Origin of the sequence: Novosphingobium sp. SG754 (assembly GCF_013149315.1) — a bacterium.
Lineage (GTDB): Bacteria > Pseudomonadota > Alphaproteobacteria > Sphingomonadales > Sphingomonadaceae > Novosphingobium > Novosphingobium capsulatum.
Window position 1 is genome coordinate 416,607 of record NZ_JABGCC010000004.1, and the last position, 25,349, is coordinate 441,955.

Below are 25,349 nucleotides of genomic sequence, written 5' to 3' on the forward strand. Positions count from 1 at the left end.
AGGCCCGGAATGCCGATGTGGCGTTCCGGGCCTTTTGCCGTGGTGCCTATCCGCGCCAAGGCGCTTTCAAGGCTGACGCAAAAAGGCCCCGTCCGGTTTCCCGGCGGGGCCTTGTTTGATGCGCTTGGCGCAGGACTGCTTAGTGGGTCAGTCCGGCAATCGCGTTGTCGACCAGCGCGCGGTCAGCATCGGCGCCGTGGCGGGCGGCGATGATCTGGCCAGCGGCCGAAGCAGCAGCGGCAGCGGCCGTGGCGCGCAGATCGTCAACCGCGGCGCGTTCGGCAGCGGCGATCTTGTCCGACGCCATCTTCTCGCGGCGGGCAATGACCTCGCGGGTATCGGCTTCGGCCTTGGCCACGATCGCGGCGGATTCGGTGCGCGCATGCTCGAGCATGGCGGCCGCGTCCTTTTCCGCGTTGGCGATGCGCGCGGCGTATTCGGCACGCAGCGCTTCGGCTTCGGCACGCAGCGCCTTGGCATCGGCCAGTTCGCGACGGATCGCGGCGATCTGGTTGTCGAGGCCCTTGGTAATCGTGCCCGGCACCTTCTTCCACGCCAGGATCAGCAGGAAGACGAACATGGCAGCGGCAACAATCGCGCCGGCACCGATGCCGTGGATGGTGGGTTCGGCTGCCTCATGGCCGCCGGCGTGCTGTTCGACCGTGGCGGTCGTGGCGGTCGCGTTAGCCATGAGCGAGCACTCCCTGCACCGCACCGCGCGCGTCTTCGGCCGAAACCGAAAGGCCCGCCAGGCGGCTGACGATATCCTGCGCGGCCTGCGCGGCCACGTCTTGCACTTCCCCCTGCGCGGCGGCGCGGGCGGCGGCAATGCGCGCCTCTGCTGCGGCAGTGGTTTCCTCGATCCGCGCCGATGCGGCATCGAGAGCAGCCTGCGTGTTGCGGGCAGCCTCGGCCTTGGCGGCGGCGATCAGGTCATGCGCCTGGGCGCGCTGTTTGCCTTCGGCAATGCGCCAGGCCTGTTCTTCGGCGTCGGCGGCGGCCCGGGCGGCTTCTGCCGCGCCAAGATCGTCGGCGATCTGCTTGTTGCGCTGGTCGATCGTCGACACCACGCCCGGGAGCATGCCCCGGCCGATGACGAAGAAGACCAGGCCAAAGCACACCAGCAGCCAGAAGATCTGGCTGGCATAGGTAGCGGCGAGTTGGGCTATCTGGGGCATCGCGTTGGTCCGCGCTTCCTGTCTGTCGTTCTGGCCGGCCGGGTTTTACGCCGGCCGGATGTCAATCAATGGTCCGCTTCGCTGCCTCAGGCAACGAAGATCAGGATCATCGCAACGACGAACGAGAGCAGGCCCAGAAGTTCGGCGGCGGCGAAGCCGATGAACAGACGGCCCTGCTGGCCATCAGCGGCGCCCGGATTGCGCAGCGCGCCTTCGAGGAACTTGGCGAAGACGTTGCCCACGCCCAGCGAGGCCAGACCGGCGCCGATGGCAGCGAGACCAGCGCCGAGAAGCTTTGCGCTCTGTGCGTCCATGATAAAAACTCCCTCTTTGTCGTAAACCGGTGTGAAGCGGTATCAGGTGGTGGTGACGGTCAGTGAAGGTTTTCCGCGTCGTTGAGATAGACGCAGGTAAGCAGGGCAAAAACGTAGGCCTGGATGCCGGCAACCAGCAATTCCAGGGCGCAGATGCCGATCATCAGCAGGAAGCTGGGCACGCCGGCCAGGAAGAAGGTGCCCACGCCCGCATTGGTGCCCGAGATGACGAAGCCCGAGAGCACTTCGAGGAGCACGTGGCCGGCCATCATCGCGACGAACAGTCGCAGGCCGAGCGAGAACGGACGCACCAGGAACGAGATCAGCTCGATCGGGAAGATCACCGGCACCATCACCGCCGGCGTGCCATGCGGCACGAACAGCGAGAAGAAGTGGAAGCCGTGCTTGGCAAAGCCCACGATCAGCACGATCGCAAAGCTCATGATCGCCAGCACACCGGTCACGGTAAAGTGGCTGGTGGCGGTAAATGGATGGATGCCGACCAGGGCCAGCGGCAGCAGGCCGAGCAGGTTGGCAAACAGGATGAACGTGAACAGCGAGAACACGTAAGGCAGGTACTTGCGGCCCGCGTCACCGATGTTGGACTGCAGCAGCGTGTCGACAAAGCCGGTCAGCCCTTCGACAGCCATCTGCCAGCGGCCCGGAACCTGGGCCTTCTTGGCGCCACCACCCACGAACACGATCAGCACCAGGGTGGTGATGACCATCCACAGCGCCGAGTTGGTGAAAGCAATGTTATGACCGGCAATCGCCCAATGATCGGTGCCAAACAGCGGCTCGATCGTAAATTGGTGTACCGGATCGACCTTTCCTTCGGCCACAGTGCTTGTCCCCGTTACGCGCAAAAACACCAAGGCGCCCCCTGCTCCGGCCAGTGTAATGGCCGGAAACCCATCGGATGCAAAGACCCGATCAGGAACGCCCGTTCGAGATCCTGATGATATTGCGGAAGGCCACGCCCATCCCCACAAACAGCATCACCAGAAGCCCCCATGGTCGCGTTCCGGCAAACTGGTCGATGACCCAGCCAATGAACGCGCCGCCCGCAAGCCCGCCGATCAGGTCGGCCAAGACCCGGTTGCCCATGCGATAGTTCGCGTCGGACTTTGCCTGGTCTGGCGTTGGCCTGCGCACCTGTTCCTTCTGGCGCGCAGCATCAAGCCGCGCGTTCAGGTTGGAAAGGCGTGCATCCTCACCGATGGGCTCTGCGTCGGTCTGTTCGTCACTCATGCCATGCTCCGCCAAAGGATCGGACAGGGTATGTCCGTTCACCCAACAGGGCATATCATGCGCAACGGCATCCCGCCGAGGGCGCCTGCCCCTTAGGCGGGGGGTTTTCCCGAGTCAACCGCCGTGCGCCGAACTTGCCACAGTTGCACGCATACGTTTGCGTCAATCTTGCGACATACCAATCGCAAGGCACTGGAAAGACGATATTTTCACAGACAGCGCGAATCCCGCTGCGGCGGCGCGCTGGTGCGGGTCTGCCAGGTACCATTGGGCGCCTGATACTTCTCGCCCGGCTGGGTCTGGGCAATCAGCAGACAGCCCGAGGTAAAGGCATATTCCTCCACCGTGGCCTTCTGGGCCTGGGCCTTTTCGGAATAGACCGCCCGGCGCTTGAGATTGATATCCTCGACCACCGCCTTGAGCGCGGGGCTCGGCGGGGTGACGTAGCCGAGATAGCCATCCATCTTCTCGCCCACCTGGCCGGCGGAACGCGCGGCGGCATAGGCCGGATCGCGCTGCGCCAGCGCGGCCACGGGGGCGATCGCCAGCGGCAAAGCCACGGCGGCGGCAATGAGGGCGGAAAAAGCAGTGGTGCGTGCCATCTCAGAAGATGTCCTTGTTCTTGTCGATCGTCTGGCTGGCATCCCCGGCCAGGCGATAGACGACTTCCTGCTTGATATTGATATTCAGCTCGATGACGATCGGCTTGTCTGGCGCCTTGACCGATATGCATCCGCACAGCGTTGCGGCAAACCCTGCCAGCGCGCCTGCGGCCAGAACCTTGCGCCTCACGTCAGCACCCCCCTTTTGGCCGTTGCACCCGGCAATCGTTGCAGTGCCATGATGCACGGTCAAGAGAGGGCAATGCGATTTGCGGCTCATGGCATGTTTCCACTTGCTGAAGGCTGAATGGCGGGCTGGCCGGCCGGCGAGGCGGCCGATGCTGGCGTGCGTGGCACGACGCGCCCCTTGGCATCGAGCAGGCCCACGGTGCGCGGATCGGCCACGACCGAGGGGTCATACATCGACTTGTAGGTGCCCAGCAGGCTGTAGAACGGCGCCCGGACGTTGAGATTGAACTGGATCGGTAGACCTTCGATCTGGCGGGTGAAGAAGTTGCGGCTGGCCCCTGCGCCCTGGCTCACCCCGCCGAACTGCACCTGGGTGACGAAATCGCCGGCGATATCGCCGCGCAGCGCGATGGTCATGTGCTTGTAATCCAGGGACCGCAGCGCCTGGAATGCATAGTTGGCCATGAACGAGAGGTCTTTGTAGGTCAGCGCGCCGACATACGAGACATTGCCGCCCCCGCGCGAGGCCAGCGCGCCGCCGACGATATGCCCGCCCGTGGCATCGAACACCACCGGCAGGCGCCCATCGAACGTGCCGGTGGCCGAAATATTGGCCATTTCCATATGCGAGACGAACTGCGCCGCATCCAGCCCCTCAATCACCAGGGCAAAGCGGCGTTCCTCGGCCAGGGCAAAGCGCAGCGTGGTCGGCTCGAGCGACAGGCGCCCGCCCATGAACGGCCACTGCGCGCCGTTGAGTTGGACCACCTGGCCCGCCTTGAGCTGCAGATCGACCTTGCCGTCGGTCACTTCCACACCCGGATTGATCGAGGCAACCTTGAGAATCTGGTGCGGGGCGGTTTCCATCGCCAGCAGGTCGGTAAAGTCCAGCGTGCCGGAAAGCCCCTTCACCGGGCCGAACGCAGCGGCAAAATCCAGGCCCTGGCTGCCGAATCGGCCAGACGAGGTGACTTTGTCGCCCTGCCAGTCGATCCGCCCCTTGCCGGTAATCGCGCCATTGGCATTGGCAATCAGGCCCAGCGCCAGCGGCGTCAACTGCGCGGGCTGAAGATCCTTGTCGAACACCAGCTTGTCCACCACCAGATCGGCATGGCCGGTGGCGCTGGCCAGGTCATGGTCGACAGTGACGGTAGTGACCGGGCGGCCGCTGCGTGCATCGCGCAGCACCGCTTGCGCGGCGATTCGCCCATCGGCCAACGTCAGCGTGGCATCGCGTGCGGCCAGCTTGGCAAAGCGGGCCGGGCTGGCGCGATCGGTCAGGTCAAACGCGGTGTTGGCCAGCGCCAGCTTGCCATCGGCAAAGCGCCAGGTGCCGGTGGCGCCCGTGATGTCGAGCGGCACGGCGGCCATGCGGGCTTCCACGCCGGCAAAGCTGCCGGTGAAATCCTTGCCCAGCCGCGCGGTAAGGTCGGCCAAGGTCAAGCGGGTGGCGGTGGCCTCTGGTCCCAGCGCCACGTTGACGCCGCGCGCGGTGAGCGTGCCGGGCCAGGCCAGGCCGACCGCCCCGGTTTCCAGGCGCAGCGGGGTTTCGCCCATGCGCCCGGTCATACGCAGGGCCGATGTGCCCAGCGCCACGCGGAGCGGCGTGCTGCCGGCAGAAACGATCGCCTGCCCGCCCACCGGGCACACGGTGAGCGTCTGACCGTCGATCGCCATCTGGCCCAGCTCCAGCGAATCGAAAGCGGGCTGGATGCAGCGCCGCCACAGCGCCAGCGCGCCATGGCGGCCATAGGCGCCGTTGATCGGCAGGCGCAGGTTCTCCACCCGCCCGCCGGGAATGGCGCCAGTCAGGCGCGTCTGCCCCGAAAAGCCCAGCGCGCCGTCGGGCATCTGCACCACGACCAGTTCCGGCACAGCCAGGTGCCCGCCACCCACGGCATAGTCCGCCATGGTCAGGTGAAACTGCGCGCCGCTATTGCCCAGCCGCTCCATCGTGCCTGACAGGCGCGGCAGGCCATTGCCTCCGGTCACGAAATTGCCGGCAAAGCGGGGCGTCGCCGCGCTGCTGCCAAACACGCGCACCTTGTTGAGGCCCAGCAGCGCCTGCCCGCTGCCGCCGCGCAACGCGCCTTGGGCCACGACCACGTCCCAGGCGCCATCATGGCCGTGGCGCAGCGTAAGATCGGCGGCAAAGCGGCTGCCTCGCTCTTCCTCGTGCAGGCGGCGGCGCACCTGTGCCACCATCGGGGCGGCCAGCGTGCCGGCCACCGCGGCCTGGGCCGAGGCGAGCGCCTGGTCGAGCATCGGCCCACGGCGCAGCCCGCGCGCATCGATCGTGCCGCGAAATTCGGCATCGGGCACGCCGCCTGCAGCCGCCGCCGGCCGCGCCTTGACCAGGCCATCCAGTTCCAGCAGGCCCACCCCGCCCTGCGCGGTGCGCACGCCGCCGGCCGTTGCCGCCACGCGCCCGCGCAGCGCGCCGCCGCGCCAGGCCAATGCCGTATCGAGGCCCAATGTTTCGCCAGAGACGGCGCCGGCGCGAAAGGCGCTGGAGCGCAACTGCCCCTTGACGCTCAGCCCGGCAAGATCGCGATCGGCCAGCGCATCGAGATTGAGGTCAGCACCGCGCACCGCCAGGCCGGCGCTGCCGCAGGCCAGGTTGGCCACACGCACCGGGCCGACAAAGCGCGGCTGTTCGTTGCGGATCGTCACGCGGCCAAACGCGGTTGCCCGCCCGGTGCTGCAGGCGCCCAGCGCCAGGCGCGGCGCTACCACCGCCAGCGTGCCGGCAAACCCGTCGCGCAAGGCCCCCGCCCCATCGGCCTTGAATGCCACCCGCCCCTGATCGGCATCGACCAGGCCGCGCCCATCGATGATCGTCAGCCGCCAATCGGGCAGGCGAAACGGCTGCTTGGAGGAAGACGGCGCATAGATCACCTTGTCGAGCGCGCCAAAGCTCGCGTGCCCACCATGGACCGTGCCATAGAGCCGCGGCCGCACCAACGTGACCTGTCCGATGCGCGGGCCGGCCAGGCTCCACGCCAGGCTCAGTTCGGCCCGCTCGATCACCAGATCGGGGCGCGCCGGATCGCCCACCACCACATTGGCGAGCACTTCACGGCCAGGCCCGATCGACACGATGGTATAGCGCGCCGGCAGGCCCAGCGCCGCCAGTTCGCGGGCGATCACCCCATCGGCGATGCGGTTGCGCGCCAGCCACAGGCCGCCGCCGGCCACCAGCACGGCCGCGCCGGTGGCCCACAATGCCACACGCCAATGCCGCCGCCGCCCTTTGGGCACCGGACCATCGGGTTCCGCCAAATCGGTCGTATCCGCCATTCGCCCCCTTCTTGCGCATGGCCCGCGCTTGGGCAATGCAAATCACCGTAACATTCTTCCCGCCAACGCGTGCCGGTCGGTCCGGTGCCGTGCTTTTTGCGCCCACACCTTCTTGCCCGCACGAGGTCATGCCGGACGAACCCCGACTCTTTCCTGAACGATCGGCGCCCACGGCCGATCTCGTGCCGGATCGGGTGCGCGAGGCGGCGCACGATACATCCGGCCACCGCGCCCGCCTGCGCCGCCGCCTGTTGAGCGGCAGCGACGATGCCCTGGCCGATCACGAGGTGATCGAGGCGCTGCTGATGACCGTGATCCCGCGCATGGACGTAAAGCCGCTGGCGCGCATGCTGCTGCAGCGCTTCGGCTCGTTGCCCGGCGTGTTCAACGCCGATCCGCGCGCGTTGCAGGCGGTGCCCGGCATCAAGGAGGCCGCCGCTGCCGCGCTGCGCATCGCCGGCGTTGCCGCGCGGCGCCTGGCCCGCGCGCAAGTGCAGGAAATGCCCGTGCTTTCCAGCTGGCAGGCACTGATCGACTATCTCACCATCGACATGGCGCACCTGAACCACGAACGCGTGCGCGTGCTCTATCTCAACACCCAGAACCGCCTGCTGCTCGACCAGATCGTGAGTGATGGCACGCTGGACGAAAGCGCGATCTACACGCGCGAGATCATTGCCAAGGCCCTGGCGATCGGCGCGGCTGCGTTGATCCTGGTGCATAACCATCCCTCGGGCAGCACCCAACCGAGCCGCGCCGATATCCAGATCACCCACAAGATCATGGAAGCCGCGCGGCTTTTGGGCGTGACCGTGCACGATCACGTGATCATCGGCCGCGAAGGCCATACCTCGCTCAAGGCCAAGGGCTTGATCTGAAAAGAAACTCCCCCTCCTCTTCAGAGGATGGGGTCGGGGGGTGGTGGAAACATGGCGCGTCGCGCCAGGGCCAGCACCACCCCCAGCCCCTCCTCTGAAGAGGAGGGGAGAAATCACCTTAATTCAGCCGCTTACACCAGGCCAGCATGCTCCAGCGCGGCGTCCACCGCCTGGCGCGCGGCGTCGCTGCACGGAACCAGCGGCAGGCGCAGTTCCTCGCCCATCCATTCGTGCACACGCGACAGCGCATACTTGACCGGCCCCGGCGAAGCATCTTCGAACATGGCATAGTGCAGCGGATAGAGCTTGTCGTTCAACTCGCGCGCCAGGGCGAGGTCGTTGGCCGCGCAGGCTGCCTGGAATTCGGCGCATAGCTTCGGCGCGACATTGGCGGTCACGGAAATGCAGCCCACCGCCCCGGCGGCGTTGGCCGGCAGGGCCAGTTCATCATCGCCCGAAAGCTGGCAGAAATGCTTACCGATGCCCATGCGGTGATCAGTCACGCGCGAAAGATCGCCGCTGGCGTCCTTGATGCCGACGATCTTGTCGGGATAGCGCTTGGCCAGCTCGCACACCGTTTCGGGCAGGATGTCGGTCACCGTGCGGCCCGGAACGTTGTAAAGAATGATCGGCAGGTCGTTGTTTTCGGCCAGATAGCTGAAATGCGCGATCAGGCCGGCCTGGCTCGGGCGGTTGTAATAGGGCGCCACGCACAGCGCCGCCTGGGCGCCGCACTTCTTGGAAAAGGTCATGTGCAACAGCGCGTTCATCGTGTCGTTGCTGCCGCACCCGGCGATCACCGGCACGCGGCCGGCGGCCTGTTCCACGCACAGCTCGATCACGCGGTGGTGCTCGGCGTTCGACAGGGTCGATGCTTCACCGGTGGTGCCACAGGGCACCAGCGCGGACGAACCGTTTTCGATCTGCCAGTCGACCAGACGGCGAAATGCTTTCTCGTCAACGGCTCCATCGCGAAACGGTGTCACCAATGCCGGAATGGAGCCGGAAAACATGGACATTATCCCTCGTCTTGTCGCACAATGCGGTTCTGGGCAGGTCTCGACGCTTGCCGTGGGGCGCTTACCCCGGCAAACATGGGTCAGTCAAACATCGGCCCAGCAAACTTTGCTTTGCCACGGCAAAAAGACATTCAGCGCCGGATAAGGAGGCCACAAAGACGATGTCCACCATGGACATGCCCCGAATCCCCGTTTCCCACGCCCTGCGCAATGGTTTGTGCGGGCTGGCCGCGCTGGTCGCGCTGTCGATGCCCACGCATGCCAGCGATGCCGGGCCCGACACCGATGGCAGCGCCTGGGACCGCGCCCGCGCGCAATTGGTCGCCGGGCAGCAGGGGCCGATGGCCCTGGCCATATCGCGCTGGGAACTGCTCACTTCTTCCAACCGCTTTGCCTTTTCCGACTATGCCGGCTTCCTGCTGACTTATCCGGGTTTCCCCGAGGAAGAGCGCCTGCGCCGCTATGCCGAAGGTGCGCTCGATCGCGAGGTTGGCGCGGGCGGTGGTGGCGACGTGCGCGCCACGGTGGCCTATTTCGATCGGCAGCCGCCGCTGACCAATCCAGGCCGCGCGCGCTATGCTTTGGCGCTGAGGGCCCTGGGCCGCCCCGATGCCGATGCCATGGCCAAGGCCGCCTGGCGCGGCGGGCCGATGAACGATGCCGACGAGGCCGCCATCCAGGCCACCTGGGGCGCCACGTTCACGCCAGACGATGCCGATGCGCGGATGGACGCGCTGCTCTGGGCCGGCGCAACCGATCAGGCCAACCGCGCCTTTGCCGCCGTCTCTCCGCAGCGGCGCGGCATCGATGGCGCGCGGCTGATGGCGCTGCAAGGGCTTGATCCCTTTGCCGCAGCCGCCGGCACCCCGGCCGACCAGCTCAACAGCGATCCGGGCTTTCTCTATGCCCGCGCGCGCGAATTGCGCAAACAGGGCCAGGGCATCGCCGCGCAGGCGCTGCTCGCCAACCGCCCGCTGCTGCGCGCCCGCCCGCTGGCGCGGGGCAAGTGGATCGATGAACTGCTGGCCAATGCGCAAGGCGCGGCATCGATGGGCGACGCACGCAGCGCCGTGGCCATTGCCCGCGGCGTGGACGATGCCTTTGCCCCTGGCGAAGACATCAGCCAGATGCCCTATGATCTGCGCGATGACTACACCTCGCTGGTGTGGCTGGGCGGCACGCAATCGCTGTGGCGCCTGGGCGATGGCGCCGGCGCGGCCCCGCTGTTCTGGCGCTATGGCAACGCGGCGCAAACCCCCGGCACCAAGGCCAAGGGCTATTACTGGGCCGGCCGCGCCGCCGCGCAGGCCGGGCTGACCGGCGATGCGCAGCGCTATTTCGCCATGGCCGCGCGCTATGCCGATCAGTTCTATGGCCTGCTCGCCCTGGAACGGCTGGGCCAGCCGGTGCCCAACTTTGCCTATGATTCGCGCGCCATGCCCACGGCCGAGGAGCGCGCCCGCTTCAACGCCAGCCCGCTTACGCTCGCCGTGCGCGAAGTGGCGCGCAGCGGGCAATGGCGCACCACCGTGCGCTTTTTCAAGGAAATCGCCGCCCAGCAACAGACCGAGGGCCAGCACATGCTGGTGGCCGAACTGGCGCGTGAGCTGGGCCGACGCGATCTGGGCGTGATCGTCGGCCAGGCGGCCGGCGCGCGCGGCTATCTCGATTTCCAGCATATCGCCTTTCCGTTGATCCCGGTGCCGCCGGGGACCGAGCAATCGTGGACGATGATCCACGCCATTACCCGCCAGGAAAGCCAGTTTGCCCAGAACGCGATGAGCCATGCCGGCGCGCGCGGGTTGATGCAGTTGATGCCGTCGACCGCCAACGAACAGGCGGGCAAGCTGGGCCTCGCTTATTCCGCGCAGTCGCTGACCGATGACGCCGGTTTCAACCTGATGCTGGGCAGCGCCTTTTTCGGCCGGCTGATGGATATCTATGGCGGCTCCACGCCACTGGCCGTAGCCGCCTACAATGCCGGGCCGGGCAACGTGAACAAGTGGCTGCGCGCCAATGGCGATCCGCGCACCGGCGCGGTGGAATGGGTGGACTGGATCGAGCGCATTCCCCTGTCGGAAACCCGCAACTATGTGCAGCGCGTGCTGGAAAACGCCGTGGTCTATGACGCGATGAACCCCGACAAGGCCGAATGGCACGGCCCCAATCCGATGAGCCACATCCTGGGCAAGCCGACGCCGGGTTGATCGGGGCGGTTGCATTGTGCCGCGCACCACCCCCAACCCCCTCCTCTGAAGAGGAGGGGGCTTATTTATCAGCGCACTACTCCCCCTCCTCTTCAGAGGAGGGGGTCGGGGGGTGGTGGAAGCCTGCCCCACCCGCTAAAGGCGGGAGTGATGAAACCCGATGGCAACCCGATCACGCCGGCCGGCCTGGCTGCCCTGCGCGCGCGCTATGACCACCTGCTGGGCACGGAGCGGCCGGCGATCGTCGAGATCGTCAGTTGGGCCGCCGGCAATGGCGATCGGTCAGAAAACGGCGACTATCTCTATGGCCGCAAGCGCATGCGCGAGATCGACCGCGAACTGGCCTGGCTCGCCCGGCGGATGAAGGCGGCGCGCGTGGTCGATCCGGCGCGGCAGGACGACCAGAGCCGCGTGCTGTTCGGCGCGACCGTGGAACTGGCCGACGAAGACGACAACCGCCGCACGCTGACCTTGGTGGGCGATGACGAGCAGGACGCGTCCAAGGGCCTGATCGGCTGGAGCGCGCCGATCGCGCGGGCGCTGCGCGGGGCACGGGTGGGCGATCTGCGCGTGGTGCGGCTACCGGGTGGGGAAAAGGAATGGGAAATCATGGGCATCAGCTATCCGGTGGCGGCATGATCGAAGACCAGGCCCTTCCCGTGCACGCGTTGCCCGGCCGGTTTTTCGTGCTGCGCCATGGCGAAACCGTGTTCAACGCCGCGCGCCGCCTGCAATCCAATGCGATGCACACCCCGCTAACGCGCCAGGGGTTTGAGCAGGCGGTGATGATGGGCCAGGCCCTGCGCGGTGCGCTGGGGGAGCGGCCGGTGGTGCGGCTGCACATTTCCGATACCGGCCGCGCCCTGCAGACCGCCTCGCTGATCGCCGAGGAACTGGGCATCGACTGGTTTGCCGCCAACCGCACGCCCGATCTGTTCGAGATCGACATGGGATCATGGATCGGGCGCGGCTATGATGATGTGGAGGCGGAGCACGGCCCGATCACGCTGGCCGATCACCTGCTGCGCCCGGCGCCCGATGGCGAGGATTACCCGGCCATCGCCGCGCGGCTGCAACGCTGGATCGATGCCGTGGGCATCTCCGAGGAAACCCACATCGTGGTGATGCACGGCATTTCCAGCCGGGTGCTGCGTGGTCTGTTGGCCGGGTTGCCACCCCATCCCGACCATGGGGCGCCCATCGCGCCCTCTTTGGTGCAGGGATCGATCGCGCTGATCGAGAACGGCCGCGAAGAGGTGTTCTTCGGCTCGTCCCGCGGCACGGAGCACGCCTGATGGCGCAGGTGATCAATCTGCGCCAGGCGCGCAAGGCCCGCGACCGCCAGGCCGCACAAGCCCAGGCTGCCGCCAACCGCGCGCGTTTTGGCCGCACCAAGGCGGAAAAGGCCGCTGATCTGGCGCGCGAGGAACTGGCGCGCCGCCAGCTCGATGGGCACCGCCTGGATCATGACGGCAAGGAACAAGGGCAAGACTGATGCGCACCACTTATGAAAGCGCCACCGTGCGGCTCTATCACCTGTCCGATGGCCCGGAAGGCGGCGCGGCGCAAACGCTGTTCTATGGCCCGCTCGACCAGGCCATGGCCCTGGCCGCGCAGCAGAGCGAGGATATCCAGGCCGACCTGTTCATCGCCACCGACAACGATGTGATCGCATGGCTCGACCTGGCCGAAGGCTGAGCGCCGCGCTCTTTGCCGCCGGCCTGGCTCTTGCGGGTGCCGGGCCTGCATATGCACGGGACTCGCTGGGCGTGTGGGAGGATTGGGGGGCATTTCGCGATTCCGCCGTGCCGCGCTGCTATGCCATCGCAATGCCGCAACCCAGCAGCCGCCCGCGCGATGTGGTGCCCTATATGACGATCGGCACCTGGCCGCGCCGCAATGTGCGTGGCGAGGTGCATTGGCGGCTGTCGCGCCGCATTGCGCCGAACAGCAAGGTTACAGTGTCGGTGGACGGCGAAACCTTTGTGTTGATGGCCAGCGATGCGGTGGCCTGGGCGCAGGACCGCCGCATGGATGCCGCCGTGGTCGCGCGGCTGCGATCGGCCGGAACATTGACGGTCAGCGGCAAGGCCCGCGATGGCCGCACGTTCCGCGACAGCTATCGCCTGGGCGGCGCGGCTTCGGCGATGGACGCCGCCACCGTGGGTTGCGCGGGGCAATAAAGAAACGGGCCGGGGTTTCCCCCGGCCCGCCCTTGCAACAACGGTTCGGCTACGATCAGAAGCGCAGGCCGTAGGTGGCGACGATCTGGTGGCGATCGGTGTCCACGTCGAAACGGTCGCTGGTGTTGCCGTTGAAGTTGAAGTTGGCGCGGCTGTAGTTCGAATAGCGATATTCGATCTTGCCGAAGGTCTTGGGGCTGAAGGCATATTCCAGACCGCCGCCGACGCGATAGCCATCGGTGGTGATGCGGTAGTCTTCCGAGGTCTGGCCGTCGGTGCCCTGCAGCTTGTAGTGCATGTTGGTGTAGCCACCCTTCACGAACAGCAGAGCCTTGGGCGAAACGGCATAACCGACGCGCGCACCGACATAGAGGTCACGCCCGGCGCTCACGCGGCCCAGGTTGAACGTGTTGGGTTCGAAGGTGTTGGACCACTTGGCCGTGCTGCCGGTCGCTTCACCTTCGACACCAACAACCAGATTGGTTCCCACCGGCACGTCAAAGCCGATTTCACCACCATAGAGCAGGCCATTGATCGACTGCTTCTGGTTACGCGTGTTGTCGTTGTCCACCGAGCTGCCCGAGCGGCTCAGGTCATAGCCCAGAACGGCGCCGACACGCGGGCCGGAGAACGTACGGTTGGGAGCGTCGGGGGTGCCGGCGTCCTGCGCGAAGGCCGGAACGGAAACGGCGAGCGCCGAAACGGCGACAACGCTGGCGAGAATGGTCTTCATAATGGTTCAACTCCATTCGAACTGTTCTTTTTCTGTCGGCCGATTGCCTGGCCTCTTGTAAGAGGTTCCAGATTGGCAACCTTGCTGCGACCCGACAGACCTGCAACGAACGGAGGGAGAGGCGATCCGGTTTCATGAACGTAGCACAACAAGAAATCTGTGACATTTGCGCCACAGCCATTCGCGGGCTAGAACGCGGCATGGCCACCCCCCTTTCCCCCGCTGTCAGCGCCGCCGCAGCCCAAGCCGCTGCCGCCGAATTTGCCGCCAATGGCCATGTCCGCGTGGAGCCGGCCTTGCCGGCGGCGGGGGCCGACGTCCTGCATCGCTGGCTGGATGGCGAGGCGCCGTTCTCGCGTGTGCTCAACCAGGGGGACAAAGTGTGGGATCTCGATGCCGCGCAGCGCGCCGCGCTCGATCCGCAGGCGCAGGTCGCGCTGCTCGACGCAGTGCACGGCCAGGCGCGCGACGGGTTTCAGTTCCTGTTCGATTCCCTGCGCGTGTCCGACGATGCCGCTGCGCGCGCCGCCCGCAATTGGCCGGTGGATCAGTTGGTGTCAGCATTCAACACGCCGCCCTGGCTCGATCTGTTTCGCGCGCTGACCGGGGAACCGGCGATCGCCATGGTCGATGGCCAGGCCACGCGCTATCTGCCCGGCCATTTCCTGACCGGGCATGATGACAATGTGGCGGGCAAGAACCGCGTTGCCGCCTATGTCCTCAACCTGACGCCGCGCTGGCGCGTGGAATGGGGCGGGCTGCTGATGTTCCACGACAGCGCGGGAGACGTGCACCGCGCCCTGGCGCCACGGCACAATGCGCTGCACCTGTTCCGCGTGCCGCAGGCGCATTCGGTGTCGCTGGTGACGCCCTTTGCCGGGGCGCCGCGCCTGGCGATCACCGGGTGGTTGCGCCGCTAAACCGCAGGGTCACTCGCGCCCACTGGCGATTTTCCCATAAATGCGTATATGGCGGCGCATGAACGCCCCCACCTCGCTTCCCGTGTCCATGCCGATTCCCGGCCATGTCGATCCCGTGCCCGTGCCGCGCCCGGTTACCCCGCGCGAGGATGGCCGCACCGATCTGATCGGCCTGCCCCGCCCGCAGATTGCCGCCCTGTTCCAGGATGCCGGCCTTGACGCCAAGGCGGCCAAGCTGCGCGCCAAGCAGGTGTTCCACTGGTTGTATCATCGCGGCGTGACCACGTTCGAGGCGATGACCGACATTGCCAAGACCATGCGCCCGTGGCTGGCCGAACGCTTTGTCATCGGCCGTCCCCAGGTGGTGGAAGCCCAGGTTTCCACCGATGGCACGCGCAAGTGGCTGCTGCGCACGGCCGATGGCCATGACTTTGAAATGGTGTTCATTCCCGATGCCGACCGCGGCACGCTCTGCGTATCGAGCCAGGTGGGTTGCACGCTCAATTGCCGGTTCTGCCACACCGGCACGATGAAGCTGGTGCGCAACCTGACGCCGGGCGAGATCGTCGGCCAGGTCATGCTGGCGCGCGATGCGCTGGGCGAATGGCCCAAGGGATCGATGGCGGGGCTGGAACTGGCCGACGAGGTGGAAGAAGACGCCGACGAAGGCAGCTACACCGCTGACGGGCGCCTGCTTACCAACATCGTGATGATGGGCATGGGCGAGCCGCTCTATAACTTCGACAACGTGCGCGATGCGCTCAAGCTCGTGATGGATGGCGATGGCCTCGCCCTGTCCAAGCGCCGCATCACGCTCTCCACCGCCGGCGTCGTGCCGATGATGGCCCGCGCGGGTGAGGAAATCGGCGTGAACCTGGCGGTTTCGCTCCACGCCGTGACCAAGGACGTGCGCGACGAGATCGTGCCGATCAACCGCAAGTTCGGGCTGGAAGAACTGCTCCAGGCCTGCGCCGATTACCCCGGCGCCAGCAACGCGCGGCGCATCACGTTTGAATATGTGATGCTCAAGGATCGCAACGACAGCGATGACGATGCGCGCGAACTCGTGCGCCTGCTCAAACAATACAAGCTGCCGGCCAAGGTGAACCTGATCCCGTTCAACCCCTGGCCGGGGGCGCCCTATGAATGCTCCACCCCGGAACGGGTCAAGCGCTTTGCCGAGATCGTGTTCGAAGCGGGCATCTCTGCGCCGGTGCGCACCCCGCGCGGACGCGATATCGACGCGGCCTGCGGCCAGCTCAAGACCGCCGCCGAACGCCGCAGCCGCGCCGAGCTGGACCGTCTGGCCGCCGAAAAGCAGGCGGCTTTGGGCTGAGGCGCAGCGTAACGCTTCACACCACCCCCCTCCTCAGAAGAAGAGGGGGCTTTCCCGTTTGCTACTCCCCATCCTCTTTAGAGGAGGGGGTCGGGGGGTGGTGCCTGGCCTAGCGCAGCACCCCGCCCTGGCTGACCATCTCCACAGCCCCGGCCACCCACACCGCGCCATCAGCATCGCGGGTCAAGACCACGCGGCCATCGGCGCCGGTGCAGCGGCCTTGCGCGGCAACATACTCGTCCTGCGCCAGCCCGGCGGCAAACAGATACTGCGCAGCGGCGGCATTGAGGCTGCCGGTCACGGGATCTTCCACGATCTTGCCCTGTGGATCGGCAAAAAACGCGCGCAGTTCGAAATGGGCGGGATCGCCCCCGTCGCAAGGACCGATCAGGCCCACGTCGGTGGGCACCGGCGCTTCGGCCACCGGCCTCGCCGCCAAAACATCGGCCGCGCTGCGCAGACGCAGTAGGCGCCAGCCGGGGCCATTGCAGGCATGGATGGCATCGACCACGGCATCCTCTGATACGCCAGCCACGCGGATCGCCTCGGCCCGCTCGGCCGCATCCAGCGGCCCGCCGCGCAGCAGCGGCGGCGCGCGAAACGCCAGGGTTTCGTCTTCCATACGCACCTCGACCAGGCCCACGCCGCATTCCTGCACGAGGCGGCCAGGCGTGCGCGGCACGCCACCGGCCATCAGCCAGGCCTTGGCCGTGCCCAGCGTGGGGTGCCCGGCAAAGGGCAGTTCGCCTGCCGGATAGAAAATGCGCACGCGATAATCGGCGCCGGGAACGCTGGGCGGCAGGAGAAACGTGGTTTCGGAAAAACCCAGCCAGCGGGTCAGCGCGAGCATGGCCGGCGTATCGAGCCCGTCACCGCCGCGCACCACGGCCAGCGGGTTTCCCGAAAGCGGGCCAGAGGCGAATACATCGACGAGATCAAGCAGCATGGCGCCATGCCTATCGGGCGGGCGCGTCAGGGGCAAGCGTCGGCCGGTCGCACACCAGGCGCGGTTCATCGCGGAACGCGCAACACAACGAGACGTTCATCGGGCGTTGTGGATCGGATCGCTCAAAACCGTGTTCACCGTCACGAAATTCTCGGGACCCAAAAAGCAGGGAACATTAGCTATGAAGAAGACCATCCTTGCCGCCGTGATGGCGGCCATCGTTCTCCCCGCAGCACCCGCCATGGCCGATCCGGGTCACGGCCGCGGCCATGGCTGGGGCCGTTATGACGATCGCGGCCGCTATCGCGAACCGCGTCCGATCGGCGCCAACGAACGCATCTGGCGCGGCCGCGATGGCCGTTACTACTGCAAGCGCAGCAATGGCACGACCGGCCTGATCATCGGCGCGGCCGGTGGCGCCCTGGTGGGCCGCGCGATCGACACGCGTGGTGACCGCACCATGGGCACCCTGCTCGGCGCCGTCGGTGGTGGCCTGCTCGGCCGCGAAATCGATCGTGGCGGCGCGCGCTGCCGCTGATCCGCACATCCTGAAAAATCAGGATAATCAATAAAAGGCGCGGTCCGCTTGCAGGCGGGCCGCGCTTGTGCATAGTGGCCGGACACGGGACGGGACCGTCGGAGCTTTTTGAACGATGTCCATGCTTATCCTGGGTCCGGTGCTCAAGCGCCTGATCCGCCACGGTACTTTGACGGTAATTGAAGCTGATGGCCGCAGCCGCGTTTTCGGCACCAAGGAAGAAGGCTGGCCCGATCTTACCCTGCGGCTGATGGACAAGAAGGTGCCGGGTTTCCTGGCGCGCAATCCCAGCCTGGGCCTGGGCGAAGCCTATATGGATGACCGCGTTCGCATCGAAGGCGGCGATATCATGGATTTCATCAGCTTCGTGCGGGCCAACAACCCGTGGGAGCGTGCCGGCGATATCGACAACCCCGGCCCCATGCGCAAGCTGTGGCTCAACATCGTCGGCCGGGTCGATCGCGTCAACGCCCGCGCCGCCTCGCGCCGCAACGTGGCGCACCACTACGATCTTGATGATCGGCTCTACGATCTGTTTCTCGACCCGCTGCGCCAGTATTCCTGCGCCTATTGGGCCGATGGCGTCACCACGCTGGAAGAAGCGCAACACGCCAAGGTTGAGCATATCGCCGCCAAGCTGGCGCTGCGCCCGGGACACCGCGTGCTCGATATCGGCTGCGGCTGGGGCGGTCTTGCCATCCAGTTGCACAAGCTGACCGGCGCGAGCGTGCATGGCATCACCCTGTCCAAGGAACAGCTGGCCTATGCCAAGGGCTGGGCCGCGCGCGAAGGCGTGGACGGGCAGGTCACTTTCAGCCTGACCGACTATCGCGATGTGGCCGACAGCTATGACCGCATCGTTTCGGTGGGCATGTTCGAGCATGTCGGCGTGCCCAATTTCGGCGCCTATTTCCAGAAGTGCCACGATATCCTGGCCGAGGATGGCGTGATGCTGATGCACACGATCGGCCGCGTCGGCCCGCCCTCGGTCACCGATGACTTCACGCGCAAGTACATCTTCCCCGGCGGCTATATCCCGGCGATGAGCGAAACCGTTGCCGCGATCGAGCCCAACCGCCTGATGGTCACCGATGTGGAAGTGCTGCGTCGCCATTATGCGCCCACGCTGCGCGCCTGGTACGAACGCTGCGTGGCCAACAAGGACAAGATCGAGGCGCTGTTCGACGCGCGCTTCTATCGCATGTGGCTGTTCTATCTGTCAGGCGCGGCGACCGCGTTCGAGCATGCCGACATGGTCAATTTCCAGTTCCAGCTGGTGCGTCACCGCGACTCCCTGCCGCTGACCCGCGATTACATCGGCACTGAAGAGGCCAGTCTGCGCGCGCGCCGCCTGGCTGCCGCCGGCGCCGATAACGACGCCGACGGGACCAAGGTCTTTCAGTTCGATGCCAATTCGCGCACCAGCGCCGGCGCCGGATAGATCTTTTCCAGCGCCTGCTGCACGGCGGCGGTGCTGACCACCACGGTGCGGTTCACATCGCCCTGGTAGCCATAGTTGCCACCCAGTGAGTGGATGTTCCCGTCAAAGGCGGCGCCGATCACGGCGCCGTTTTTGTCCACCACGGGTGAGCCGGAATTGCCGCCGATGATATCGTTGGTGGTGACGAAATCGAACGGCGTGGCCTTGTCGATCTGAGCGGCATGGTCGGTAAACTGCTTGGCCAGCAGGAACGGCTGCGCCCCGGTGGCGCGATCAAACGCGCCGCCCATGGTGGTCACCGGTGCCACATCGGCGCCGCGTTCCTTCCACCCGGCCACCTTGCCATAGCTGATGCGCAGGGTGAACGTGGCATCGGGATAGAGCGTGGCGCCATAGGCGGCAAAGCGCGCATCGGCGAGCTTGGCCCCGGCAGCAGCCAACGGGCCCTGGTACTGCGAATCCACCGCCTTTTGCAGTTCGCGCTGGCGCGGCTCAAGGCTGCGGGCATAGACGATCATCGGATCGGTGCTGGCGGCAATGGCCGCGGCGCCCCCTTCCCACAGCGCCTTGCGCACCGCCGGATCGCCCAGCTTGGTGCCGGTCACCAGCCGCGCCGAAAGGTCTTCGGGGCTTTCCTTGCCCAGCATCAGGCGCGTGTCGGGATCATCGGCGCCCAGGTATTCGCGCGCCTTGGACAGGCTCCATTCCATTTCCAGCTGTTCAAGCCAGGGATAGATCGGCTTGGCATCAAGCACCTGCTTTTCCAGCAGGGGCAGCGCGCTGTCGGTATAGCCGGGCAGGCGCTCGCCATTGGGCTTGGCCTTTTCGATCGCGGCCTTCACCAGCGTTTCGGCATAGCCATAGAGATCGCCCATCGGCTGGGTAAAGCGATAGGCGGGATAGATGTTGCGATAGGCGGCAACCGCCTCGCTCACCTGGCTCCACGGATCGCCGATCGCGGCATTGCCGGCGACCTTGGCCTTGAGCGTGGCTTCGTTGTCGGCCAGCATCTTGACGAATGCGGGGTCGTTCAGCGCCTTTTGCCGGCCGATATAGACCTTGAGCGCGTTTTCAAACCCGAACAGGCTGTCGCCGCCCTCGCGCTTGCGCTGCGGGCTTTGCTCCATTGCGGTGATCAGGCGGCCGCGCAGTTCCGACAGAACGGTGTTGGTGATCGGCAGCGAAACTTCGCGCTGGAACGCGATCTGCGACATCGTGAACAGGCGCTGGGTGGAACCGGGATTGCCGACCACGAACGTTGCCTCGCCCGGCTGCGGCGCGCGCGGGCTCCACTTGAGGTGCGCGGCCACCTTCACCGGCTTGCCGTTTTCATAGGCGCGCAGGAACGCGGCATCGAGGGCATAGCGCGGATAGTTGAAGTTGTCGGGATCGCCACCAAAGAACGCCGCCTGGAATTCCGGCGCCCAGACCAGCCGCACATCGGAATACTTGCGATAGGTATAGAGCTTGTACTGCCCGCCGCCGAACAGGGTGACGACCTGGCAACGCGTGGTGGCCAGGTCCTTGCAGCCGGCCTTTTCGATCTCGGCGATCTTGGCGTCGCGCGCCTTGACCAGCGCTTCCCCGGCGAGGCTGCCGATCGCGCCCTTCACCGCCCCGGTCACATCGGTGATGGCGGTGACCACTTCGGCCTGCTGGCCCGGGCACTTGCGCTCATCCTCGCGCCGCGCGGCGGTAAAGCCGTTCGCCACGAGGTCTTCCTTTTCGCTCGACAGGTTCTGCGCGCATTCCACCACGCAGTGATGGTTGGTCAGGATCAGGCCCTCGGCCGACACGAAGCTGGCCGAACAGCCGCCGGTCAGCCGCACGGCCGAGGCGCGCACGCGATCGAGCCAGGCCTGGTCGGGCGCCCAGCCATAGTCCTGCTTCATCTTCGCGGCGGGAAAGGCATCGAACGTCCACATGCCCTCGTCGGCCTGCGCCGGAGCGGCAAGGGCAAAGGGCGTGGCCAGCATGGCGCCGGCCATCATGGCCTGGCGCAGACGCGAAAGCGCGGGTGAAGACAGCATTATAGGCATCCTCTTGCAGGGCATTGCGATGCGCGCAGGGGTGCCATGGACCGCGGCGCGCCGCAAACCGAAACGAAGGCAAAGAACGGAAATCTTGGGCCACGCCAATCGGTCCGAAACCGACAGAATGCCGCAGCACGGTAAGCACTGAACCGCACTGAACATTTTTACGGTTCTTTGCAAACCACGCCGCAACAAACGGCAATGTCGCTCGAAACCCAAACTATCGCGGGATGACTTTGCCGCCCGATTGAGGCCCAACGCTACAGGTCTTCACTTAGCAGGGGGTATAAGGGAAGCGACATTGGCATTGATGGAACAAGGCCGGATGCAGGCGGATTGGCCATAGCTCCGGAGGGTTGCCAACGGCTGGGGAAGTCGTGGCATCTGCTATCCGTCGGGCGGTATCGCTGCCCGACCCGCCCACCCCACGCGCCCGGCCACCCGGCATGGCGCGGCCGTTTCTGCCTGCTCCATCGGCAGCCATTGAACCATGCCTTGTGCCCCCTGCCTTGCGGGGGATGACGGACCAGCCGGATTGGCCCAGTAACCAGCGCCCAGTGGGACGGGCTTAGTGGCGCGGCTTTAGCGGCGCAGGCTGAGCGGGTTGGACCTGGCACCTTGGACTCACCGGGGCAAGCCAGCAGCACCAGCGCGCGGGATGCGCCTAGCATCGTCAGCGGCTTGCCAAGCGCCATCGATGCCGCCGCACGCCAACAGACGTGCTCACTTGGCATCAAGACTTGCTTTGCGCCCGTCGTCTCGTCTCGCCTCGTCGCGCCGGACCTGACCCGGGGCGCTACGCCAACCGCTGCCGATCAGGCGATCAGCCGATCGCCACGGAGCCCGCACACCGCCTCACTGCCAGGCGCGGAACGTCACGCCCAAGGTGCGCGGGTCGCTCGGCGTGCCCAGGATCAGGCCGGAATTGCCGGCCTGGATCGTCAGGTTCTGGATATAGTTGGCCTTGAACAGGTTGCGTGCAAACACGCCCAGTTCCACGCCCGGCCCGCCATCGCGGCGGCTGCGCCAGGCCAGGCTGGCGTTGGTCAGCGCATAGCCATCAATCGAGGTATAGCGCGAGAGCGAGGGATCGCCGTTATAGCTGCTGCGCCACGCCGTGTCGCTGTGCAGCACCCACTCGCCCCGGGCCATCGGCAGGCGATAGTCCACGCCCAGCGTCTCGCTCCAGCGCGACAGGCCGGTCAGCGCCTTGCCGGTCAGGTTGCACGCCGTGGTCGCTGCGGTCTGCACCTCCAGCGGGCACGGCCCCTTGGGATAATCGGTATAGCGCCCATCGGCATAGGCCAGGCCCGCCGTCAGCACGAGGCCGCCCCAGTGCAGTGCGGCATCGGCCTCCACCCCCTGCACCCGCACGCGCGGAATGTTGGAGAGATAGCCACGCAGCGCTACGGTCTGGCCGGAATCAACCACCGTCGCCTGGAAATCGCGCACTGTGGTGCGATAGGCGGCCAGGTTGAGCAGCAGGTGCCGATCCCACCACTGGCTCTTGATGCCGCCTTCCCAGGTGATGTTGCGTTCGGGCCGGATCACGGCTGTGGCCAGAACCGGCTGGTTGGCGCTGTCGAGCGGCAGGCCCGACATGTTGATCCCGCCCGATTTGAACCCCTGGGCATAGCCGCCATAGGCCATCACCGTATCGCTTACCTGCCAGGCCAGGTTGGCGCGGCCCGACAGGCTGGAATCGCGGGTGCTGGCGGCATAGGCCTGCGGCCGCAGCACCGACAGTTGCGCGGCGATCAGCGCGGCGTTGGTCACCTGCGGGCCGCCGAACACGCTGGTGGTATATTGGCCGTTCTTGTCTTCCCAGGTCTGGCGCAGGCCGCCGGTCAGCGTCAGGCGCGGCACGATCGTCCAGTTCGCCTCGGCAAAGGCGGCATAGCTGTTGACGGCAAAGCGCGTGTCGCCGCCCTGGCCATAGCCATCGAGCAGGTTGGTCGGGATCGCGGTGCCATTGCTGGTGGTCCTGCCGAGCAGCCACGGCGCACCATAGGGGCCATAGATCGAGATCGGGTGCCCGGTGATGACCTGGCGGAAATAATAGAGCCCGGCCACGTAAGACAGCGCGCGTTGCCCGTCAGAGGCGAGGCGCAGTTCCTGGCTCACCTGATCCTGGCGCGAGGGGATGTGCTGCGTGGTCTGGATTGGCAGGCCGGTATAGTCGCGGTCATTGGCCGCGTCCCAGTTCCAGAAGCGCCAGGCGCTGATCGAGGTCAGCGTGGCTCCGCCCAGATGCCAATCGAGCGTGGCGGCAATGCCGCCCTCGTTGGTGTTCACGCCCAGCCCGGCGTCGATGTCGGTCACCCGATCATAGGGGTTGGCGCTGGGCGGCGCGTAGTGCGCGGCTGCCGCCAGCGCGGCATATTGGCGTGCCGGGCTGCGCAGGCTGGTGCCGACGCGCAGATAGACCTGGGTGCAGCAGTCCCCGCCAAAGCGGGCATAATCGGCCACCACGCGCAACTGCACGCTGGCAGAAGGGGTGAACAGCAACTGCCCGCGCAGCGCCTGGTTATCGACGCTGTTCTGGTCTGCCCCGGTGCGCACGTTGTGGATCACGCCATCGCGCCGCGTCAGCAGGCCTGAAAGGCGATAGGCCAGCACGCCATCGATAAGCGGCCCGGTGGCCATGGCCTTGGCCTGGACCAGGCGGCGTTCGCCCACGCTCACCTCTTCGTTCGCCGCCGGGGTGAACGAGGGCAGGCGCGAGGTGATGGCAATGGCACCGGCCGTGGTGTTCTTGCCAAACAGGGTGCCTTGCGGCCCGCGCAAGACCTCAACCCGCTCAACATCGGCAAAGTCGAACGCCGCCGTGGCTGGCCGCGCGTGATAGACGCCATCGACATAGAACCCGACGCCTGGCTCAAGCCCGTCGTTGGCCTGGCTGACCGCCACCACGCTAGATCCCAGGCCACGGATGGTAAAGGCCGTGTTGCGCGGGTTCGCCGAGGAATAGGTCAACGCCGGCACCAGCGTGGTGAGCGCCTGGGTGTTCACCGCCAGCGACCGATCGAGCCACGCGCCATCGACCACGCTGAGCGCGGCCGGCACCGATTGGGCCGGTTCAGGGCGTTGGCGCGCCGTCACCACGATATCGCCGGCCGTGCGCAGGGCATCCGTGCCCGCGACCGGAACGCTGGCGGCATCGGGCGAATCAGCCCAGGCTGGGTTGGCTATGCCGAGGCTGGTTGCCAGCGCCAAGGCGCACGGCACAGCCCGCCGCCACCGGCGATCGATCACGTTTTGCATGGAATGTCTTGCCCCTGCACCGACAGCCTGCCCGGCAGACCGTCATAAAATGTCACTTCAAGCTATATTCACTGAAATATAGCATGGCGCAAGAGTGGATCGAAGCTGCGGAAATGGCAGCACAATCACCATCAAATCCGTCTATTTCACGTCAATCCTTTGTCACGAATGTGTCATCAAAACGTCATAGGGGCAGCCAACAGCCCTGAACGGACACCCTTTCCCATGCGTATCCTGCCCTCTCTCTGCAGTGCCGTTGCCCTGGCAGCAGTCCTGTTTGCCCCGGTCGCTGCGCGGGCCGATACCGATACCCAGGGATGGGGAACGCTGCTGGTCACAGCCAAGGCCGGCAAGAACTGGCGCCTGTCCAACGAAACCATCCTGCGCACCGGCAATGCGCGCGGTTTCTACGAACTCGAAAACAACTTCATGGTGGGCTACAACCTCGACAAGACGTTCACCGTCTGGCTGGGCTACACCCATGATCCCAACTACCTGCACGGCGATTTCGCGGTGATGGAGCGGCGCTTTCGCCAGCAGGTGAGCTTTGACAACTTTGCCCATCTCGGCCCGGTGCGCTTCAACGGGCGTATGCGGCTGGAACAGCGCTGGCGCGACAACATGCCCGGCACCGCCTGGCGCCTGCGCCCGTTCCTCAAGGCCAGCCTGCCCGTGGCGCAGGGCAGCAAGGTGATGATCGTGGCTAGCCACGAAAGCTTCATCGATCTCAACAAGACCGTGTTCCAGACCGTGAACGGCGAGGAGCGCATGCGCAATTTCATCGGCATCAACGCGCCGATCGCCAAGAAGCTGACGATCGAGGCCGGCTATCTCAACCAGCACGGCGTTCGCCCTGGCAAGCTCGACACCAGCGACCATGTCGCCTCGGTGGCGCTCAACATCGCGCTCTAAGCGTCTGAAAGGCCGCTGCCTCCCACACCCCGCGCCCCGCCTGGCGGCGCGTGCGGGGCAGGCCCGCCCTGCTGTGCCGAACCGGGGGGAACGGCGCCGTGGGGC

25 protein-coding genes are annotated in these 25,349 nt (G+C 66.2%); 12 read left to right on the forward strand and 13 right to left on the reverse strand.

The genetic code is table 11. The features are described 5' to 3' along the window. Positions 1-139: 139 nt before the first annotated feature. The 8 genes from FHW97_RS12485 to FHW97_RS12520 form a co-directional block, all read right to left on the reverse strand. Entirely contained in the window at positions 140-691 is a 552-nt protein-coding gene (locus FHW97_RS12485; RefSeq protein ID WP_022677866.1) for an ATP synthase subunit B, read from the reverse strand. Beyond that, positions 684-1,178 carry a H+-transporting two-sector ATPase subunit B/B' gene (locus FHW97_RS12490; RefSeq protein ID WP_022677865.1) on the reverse strand — a complete coding sequence of 165 codons (495 nt, stop codon included), beginning with the start codon at positions 1,176-1,178 and terminating at the stop codon, positions 684-686. The genes FHW97_RS12485 and FHW97_RS12490 overlap by 8 nt, the downstream gene beginning before the upstream one ends. Before the next feature lie 86 nt (positions 1,179-1,264). Continuing rightward, positions 1,265-1,492 carry a F0F1 ATP synthase subunit C gene (locus FHW97_RS12495; RefSeq protein WP_022677864.1) on the reverse strand — a complete coding sequence of 76 codons (228 nt, stop codon included), beginning with the start codon at positions 1,490-1,492 and terminating at the stop codon, positions 1,265-1,267. 59 nt (positions 1,493-1,551) lie between these two features. Continuing rightward, positions 1,552-2,334 carry a F0F1 ATP synthase subunit A gene (locus FHW97_RS12500; RefSeq protein WP_022677863.1) on the reverse strand — a complete coding sequence of 261 codons (783 nt, stop codon included), beginning with the start codon at positions 2,332-2,334 and terminating at the stop codon, positions 1,552-1,554. Between the two features lie 91 nt (positions 2,335-2,425). Then, positions 2,426-2,743: an AtpZ/AtpI family protein gene (locus tag FHW97_RS12505; protein ID WP_022677862.1), complete on the reverse strand. Its 318-nt coding sequence runs from the start codon at positions 2,741-2,743 to the stop codon at positions 2,426-2,428. 209 nt (positions 2,744-2,952) lie between these two features. Continuing rightward, the gene (locus FHW97_RS12510; RefSeq protein ID WP_022677861.1) at positions 2,953-3,345 is read right to left on the reverse strand and encodes a YdbL family protein; all 393 of its coding nucleotides are present in this window, start codon (positions 3,343-3,345) and stop codon (positions 2,953-2,955) included. A gap of 1 nt (position 3,346) precedes the next feature. Beyond that, complete coding sequence (locus FHW97_RS22060) at positions 3,347-3,535, reverse strand: YnbE family lipoprotein (RefSeq protein ID WP_231627680.1); 189 nt, start codon at positions 3,533-3,535, stop codon at positions 3,347-3,349. 86 nt (positions 3,536-3,621) lie between these two features. Continuing rightward, entirely contained in the window at positions 3,622-6,834 is a 3,213-nt protein-coding gene (locus tag FHW97_RS12520) for a YdbH domain-containing protein (protein ID WP_171799136.1), read from the reverse strand. A gap of 128 nt (positions 6,835-6,962) precedes the next feature. Here FHW97_RS12520 and radC point away from each other — a divergent pair, with 128 nt between their 5' ends. Beyond that, the gene (gene radC, locus FHW97_RS12525) at positions 6,963-7,712 is read left to right on the forward strand and encodes a DNA repair protein RadC (RefSeq protein ID WP_171795057.1); all 750 of its coding nucleotides are present in this window, start codon (positions 6,963-6,965) and stop codon (positions 7,710-7,712) included. 131 nt (positions 7,713-7,843) lie between these two features. Here the strand turns inward: radC and dapA are convergent, their stop codons facing one another. Then, the gene (gene dapA / locus FHW97_RS12530; protein WP_171795149.1) at positions 7,844-8,725 is read right to left on the reverse strand and encodes a 4-hydroxy-tetrahydrodipicolinate synthase; all 882 of its coding nucleotides are present in this window, start codon (positions 8,723-8,725) and stop codon (positions 7,844-7,846) included. Positions 8,726-8,892: 167 nt separating this feature from the next. Here dapA and FHW97_RS12535 point away from each other — a divergent pair, with 167 nt between their 5' ends. The 6 genes from FHW97_RS12535 (at position 8,893) to FHW97_RS12560 (ending at position 13,121) form a co-directional block, all read left to right on the forward strand. Next, complete coding sequence (locus tag FHW97_RS12535; protein WP_084390686.1) at positions 8,893-10,938, forward strand: lytic transglycosylase domain-containing protein; 2,046 nt, start codon at positions 8,893-8,895, stop codon at positions 10,936-10,938. 150 nt (positions 10,939-11,088) lie between these two features. Next, on the forward strand, positions 11,089-11,577 hold the full coding sequence (gene greB / locus FHW97_RS12540; RefSeq protein WP_169048169.1) for a transcription elongation factor GreB: 489 nt from the start codon (positions 11,089-11,091) through the stop codon (positions 11,575-11,577). Then, on the forward strand, positions 11,574-12,233 hold the full coding sequence (locus FHW97_RS12545) for a histidine phosphatase family protein (protein ID WP_171799137.1): 660 nt from the start codon (positions 11,574-11,576) through the stop codon (positions 12,231-12,233). The genes greB and FHW97_RS12545 overlap by 4 nt, the downstream gene beginning before the upstream one ends. Beyond that, the gene (locus tag FHW97_RS12550; RefSeq protein ID WP_107715710.1) at positions 12,233-12,433 is read left to right on the forward strand and encodes a DUF4169 family protein; all 201 of its coding nucleotides are present in this window, start codon (positions 12,233-12,235) and stop codon (positions 12,431-12,433) included. The genes FHW97_RS12545 and FHW97_RS12550 overlap by 1 nt, the downstream gene beginning before the upstream one ends. Then, positions 12,433-12,636, forward strand: a complete 204-nt coding sequence (locus tag FHW97_RS12555; RefSeq protein ID WP_022675982.1) for a hypothetical protein — start codon at positions 12,433-12,435, stop codon at positions 12,634-12,636. The genes FHW97_RS12550 and FHW97_RS12555 overlap by 1 nt, the downstream gene beginning before the upstream one ends. Positions 12,637-12,767: 131 nt before the next feature. Further along, complete coding sequence (locus tag FHW97_RS12560) at positions 12,768-13,121, forward strand: invasion associated locus B family protein (protein ID WP_354489619.1); 354 nt, start codon at positions 12,768-12,770, stop codon at positions 13,119-13,121. Positions 13,122-13,176: 55 nt separating this feature from the next. Here FHW97_RS12560 and FHW97_RS12565 read toward each other — a convergent pair whose 3' ends face one another. Continuing rightward, complete coding sequence (locus FHW97_RS12565; protein WP_022675984.1) at positions 13,177-13,854, reverse strand: outer membrane protein; 678 nt, start codon at positions 13,852-13,854, stop codon at positions 13,177-13,179. Positions 13,855-14,054: 200 nt separating this feature from the next. On the opposite strand from FHW97_RS12565, the gene FHW97_RS12570 reads away from it, so the two are divergent. Both FHW97_RS12570 and rlmN read left to right on the forward strand, forming a co-directional pair. After that, complete coding sequence (locus tag FHW97_RS12570) at positions 14,055-14,774, forward strand: 2OG-Fe(II) oxygenase family protein (RefSeq protein ID WP_171799138.1); 720 nt, start codon at positions 14,055-14,057, stop codon at positions 14,772-14,774. 58 nt (positions 14,775-14,832) lie between these two features. Continuing rightward, positions 14,833-16,110 carry a 23S rRNA (adenine(2503)-C(2))-methyltransferase RlmN gene (gene rlmN, locus FHW97_RS12575; protein WP_169048171.1) on the forward strand — a complete coding sequence of 426 codons (1,278 nt, stop codon included), beginning with the start codon at positions 14,833-14,835 and terminating at the stop codon, positions 16,108-16,110. 109 nt (positions 16,111-16,219) lie between these two features. Here rlmN and FHW97_RS12580 read toward each other — a convergent pair whose 3' ends face one another. Continuing rightward, on the reverse strand, positions 16,220-17,056 hold the full coding sequence (locus FHW97_RS12580) for a PhzF family phenazine biosynthesis protein (protein ID WP_171799139.1): 837 nt from the start codon (positions 17,054-17,056) through the stop codon (positions 16,220-16,222). 181 nt (positions 17,057-17,237) lie between these two features. Between FHW97_RS12580 and FHW97_RS12585 the strand changes: the two genes are divergently transcribed. Next, positions 17,238-17,594, forward strand: coding sequence for a glycine zipper 2TM domain-containing protein (locus FHW97_RS12585; protein ID WP_022675988.1), 357 nt, complete (start codon positions 17,238-17,240; stop codon positions 17,592-17,594). Positions 17,595-17,715: 121 nt separating this feature from the next. Beyond that, on the forward strand, positions 17,716-19,035 hold the full coding sequence (locus FHW97_RS12590; RefSeq protein WP_171799233.1) for a cyclopropane-fatty-acyl-phospholipid synthase family protein: 1,320 nt from the start codon (positions 17,716-17,718) through the stop codon (positions 19,033-19,035). On the opposite strand, the gene FHW97_RS12595 is transcribed toward FHW97_RS12590, so the two are convergent. Both FHW97_RS12595 and FHW97_RS12600 read right to left on the reverse strand, forming a co-directional pair. Continuing rightward, positions 18,993-21,065 (reverse strand): S46 family peptidase, encoded by a 2,073-nt coding sequence (locus FHW97_RS12595; RefSeq protein WP_253941759.1) that lies wholly within the window; start codon positions 21,063-21,065, stop codon positions 18,993-18,995. The genes FHW97_RS12590 and FHW97_RS12595 overlap by 43 nt on opposite strands. Positions 21,066-21,923: 858 nt before the next feature. Continuing rightward, positions 21,924-24,332: a TonB-dependent receptor gene (locus FHW97_RS12600; protein ID WP_171799140.1), complete on the reverse strand. Its 2,409-nt coding sequence runs from the start codon at positions 24,330-24,332 to the stop codon at positions 21,924-21,926. 225 nt (positions 24,333-24,557) lie between these two features. Here FHW97_RS12600 and FHW97_RS12605 point away from each other — a divergent pair, with 225 nt between their 5' ends. Then, the gene (locus FHW97_RS12605; RefSeq protein ID WP_054131952.1) at positions 24,558-25,244 is read left to right on the forward strand and encodes a DUF2490 domain-containing protein; all 687 of its coding nucleotides are present in this window, start codon (positions 24,558-24,560) and stop codon (positions 25,242-25,244) included. The last annotated feature ends 105 nt before the right edge of the window (positions 25,245-25,349 follow it).

What these genes read in the sequence shown, in the direction of transcription:
- FHW97_RS12555 (WP_022675982.1), top strand. Translation starts at nt 12,433, where the DNA reads ATGCGCACCACTTATGAAAGCGCCACCGTGCGGCTCTATCACCTGTCC.
- FHW97_RS12580 (WP_171799139.1), bottom strand. Translation starts at nt 17,056, where the DNA reads ATGCTGCTTGATCTCGTCGATGTATTCGCCTCTGGCCCGCTTTCGGGA.
- FHW97_RS12585 (WP_022675988.1), top strand. Translation starts at nt 17,238, where the DNA reads ATGAAGAAGACCATCCTTGCCGCCGTGATGGCGGCCATCGTTCTCCCC.
- FHW97_RS12570 (WP_171799138.1), top strand. Translation starts at nt 14,055, where the DNA reads ATGGCCACCCCCCTTTCCCCCGCTGTCAGCGCCGCCGCAGCCCAAGCC.
- FHW97_RS12590 (WP_171799233.1), top strand. Translation starts at nt 17,716, where the DNA reads ATGCTTATCCTGGGTCCGGTGCTCAAGCGCCTGATCCGCCACGGTACT.
- FHW97_RS12535 (WP_084390686.1), top strand. Translation starts at nt 8,893, where the DNA reads ATGTCCACCATGGACATGCCCCGAATCCCCGTTTCCCACGCCCTGCGC.
- FHW97_RS12545 (WP_171799137.1), top strand. Translation starts at nt 11,574, where the DNA reads ATGATCGAAGACCAGGCCCTTCCCGTGCACGCGTTGCCCGGCCGGTTT.
- FHW97_RS12565 (WP_022675984.1), bottom strand. Translation starts at nt 13,854, where the DNA reads ATGAAGACCATTCTCGCCAGCGTTGTCGCCGTTTCGGCGCTCGCCGTT.
- FHW97_RS12605 (WP_054131952.1), top strand. Translation starts at nt 24,558, where the DNA reads ATGCGTATCCTGCCCTCTCTCTGCAGTGCCGTTGCCCTGGCAGCAGTC.
- FHW97_RS12495 (WP_022677864.1), bottom strand. Translation starts at nt 1,492, where the DNA reads ATGGACGCACAGAGCGCAAAGCTTCTCGGCGCTGGTCTCGCTGCCATC.
- FHW97_RS12510 (WP_022677861.1), bottom strand. Translation starts at nt 3,345, where the DNA reads ATGGCACGCACCACTGCTTTTTCCGCCCTCATTGCCGCCGCCGTGGCT.
- FHW97_RS12600 (WP_171799140.1), bottom strand. Translation starts at nt 24,332, where the DNA reads ATGCAAAACGTGATCGATCGCCGGTGGCGGCGGGCTGTGCCGTGCGCC.
- greB (WP_169048169.1), top strand. Translation starts at nt 11,089, where the DNA reads ATGAAACCCGATGGCAACCCGATCACGCCGGCCGGCCTGGCTGCCCTG.
- dapA (WP_171795149.1), bottom strand. Translation starts at nt 8,725, where the DNA reads ATGTTTTCCGGCTCCATTCCGGCATTGGTGACACCGTTTCGCGATGGA.
- rlmN (WP_169048171.1), top strand. Translation starts at nt 14,833, where the DNA reads ATGAACGCCCCCACCTCGCTTCCCGTGTCCATGCCGATTCCCGGCCAT.
- FHW97_RS12520 (WP_171799136.1), bottom strand. Translation starts at nt 6,834, where the DNA reads ATGGCGGATACGACCGATTTGGCGGAACCCGATGGTCCGGTGCCCAAA.
- radC (WP_171795057.1), top strand. Translation starts at nt 6,963, where the DNA reads ATGCCGGACGAACCCCGACTCTTTCCTGAACGATCGGCGCCCACGGCC.
- FHW97_RS12505 (WP_022677862.1), bottom strand. Translation starts at nt 2,743, where the DNA reads ATGAGTGACGAACAGACCGACGCAGAGCCCATCGGTGAGGATGCACGC.
- FHW97_RS12490 (WP_022677865.1), bottom strand. Translation starts at nt 1,178, where the DNA reads ATGCCCCAGATAGCCCAACTCGCCGCTACCTATGCCAGCCAGATCTTC.
- FHW97_RS12485 (WP_022677866.1), bottom strand. Translation starts at nt 691, where the DNA reads ATGGCTAACGCGACCGCCACGACCGCCACGGTCGAACAGCACGCCGGC.
- FHW97_RS12550 (WP_107715710.1), top strand. Translation starts at nt 12,233, where the DNA reads ATGGCGCAGGTGATCAATCTGCGCCAGGCGCGCAAGGCCCGCGACCGC.
- FHW97_RS12595 (WP_253941759.1), bottom strand. Translation starts at nt 21,065, where the DNA reads ATGCTGTCTTCACCCGCGCTTTCGCGTCTGCGCCAGGCCATGATGGCC.
- FHW97_RS12560 (WP_354489619.1), top strand. Translation starts at nt 12,768, where the DNA reads ATGCCGCAACCCAGCAGCCGCCCGCGCGATGTGGTGCCCTATATGACG.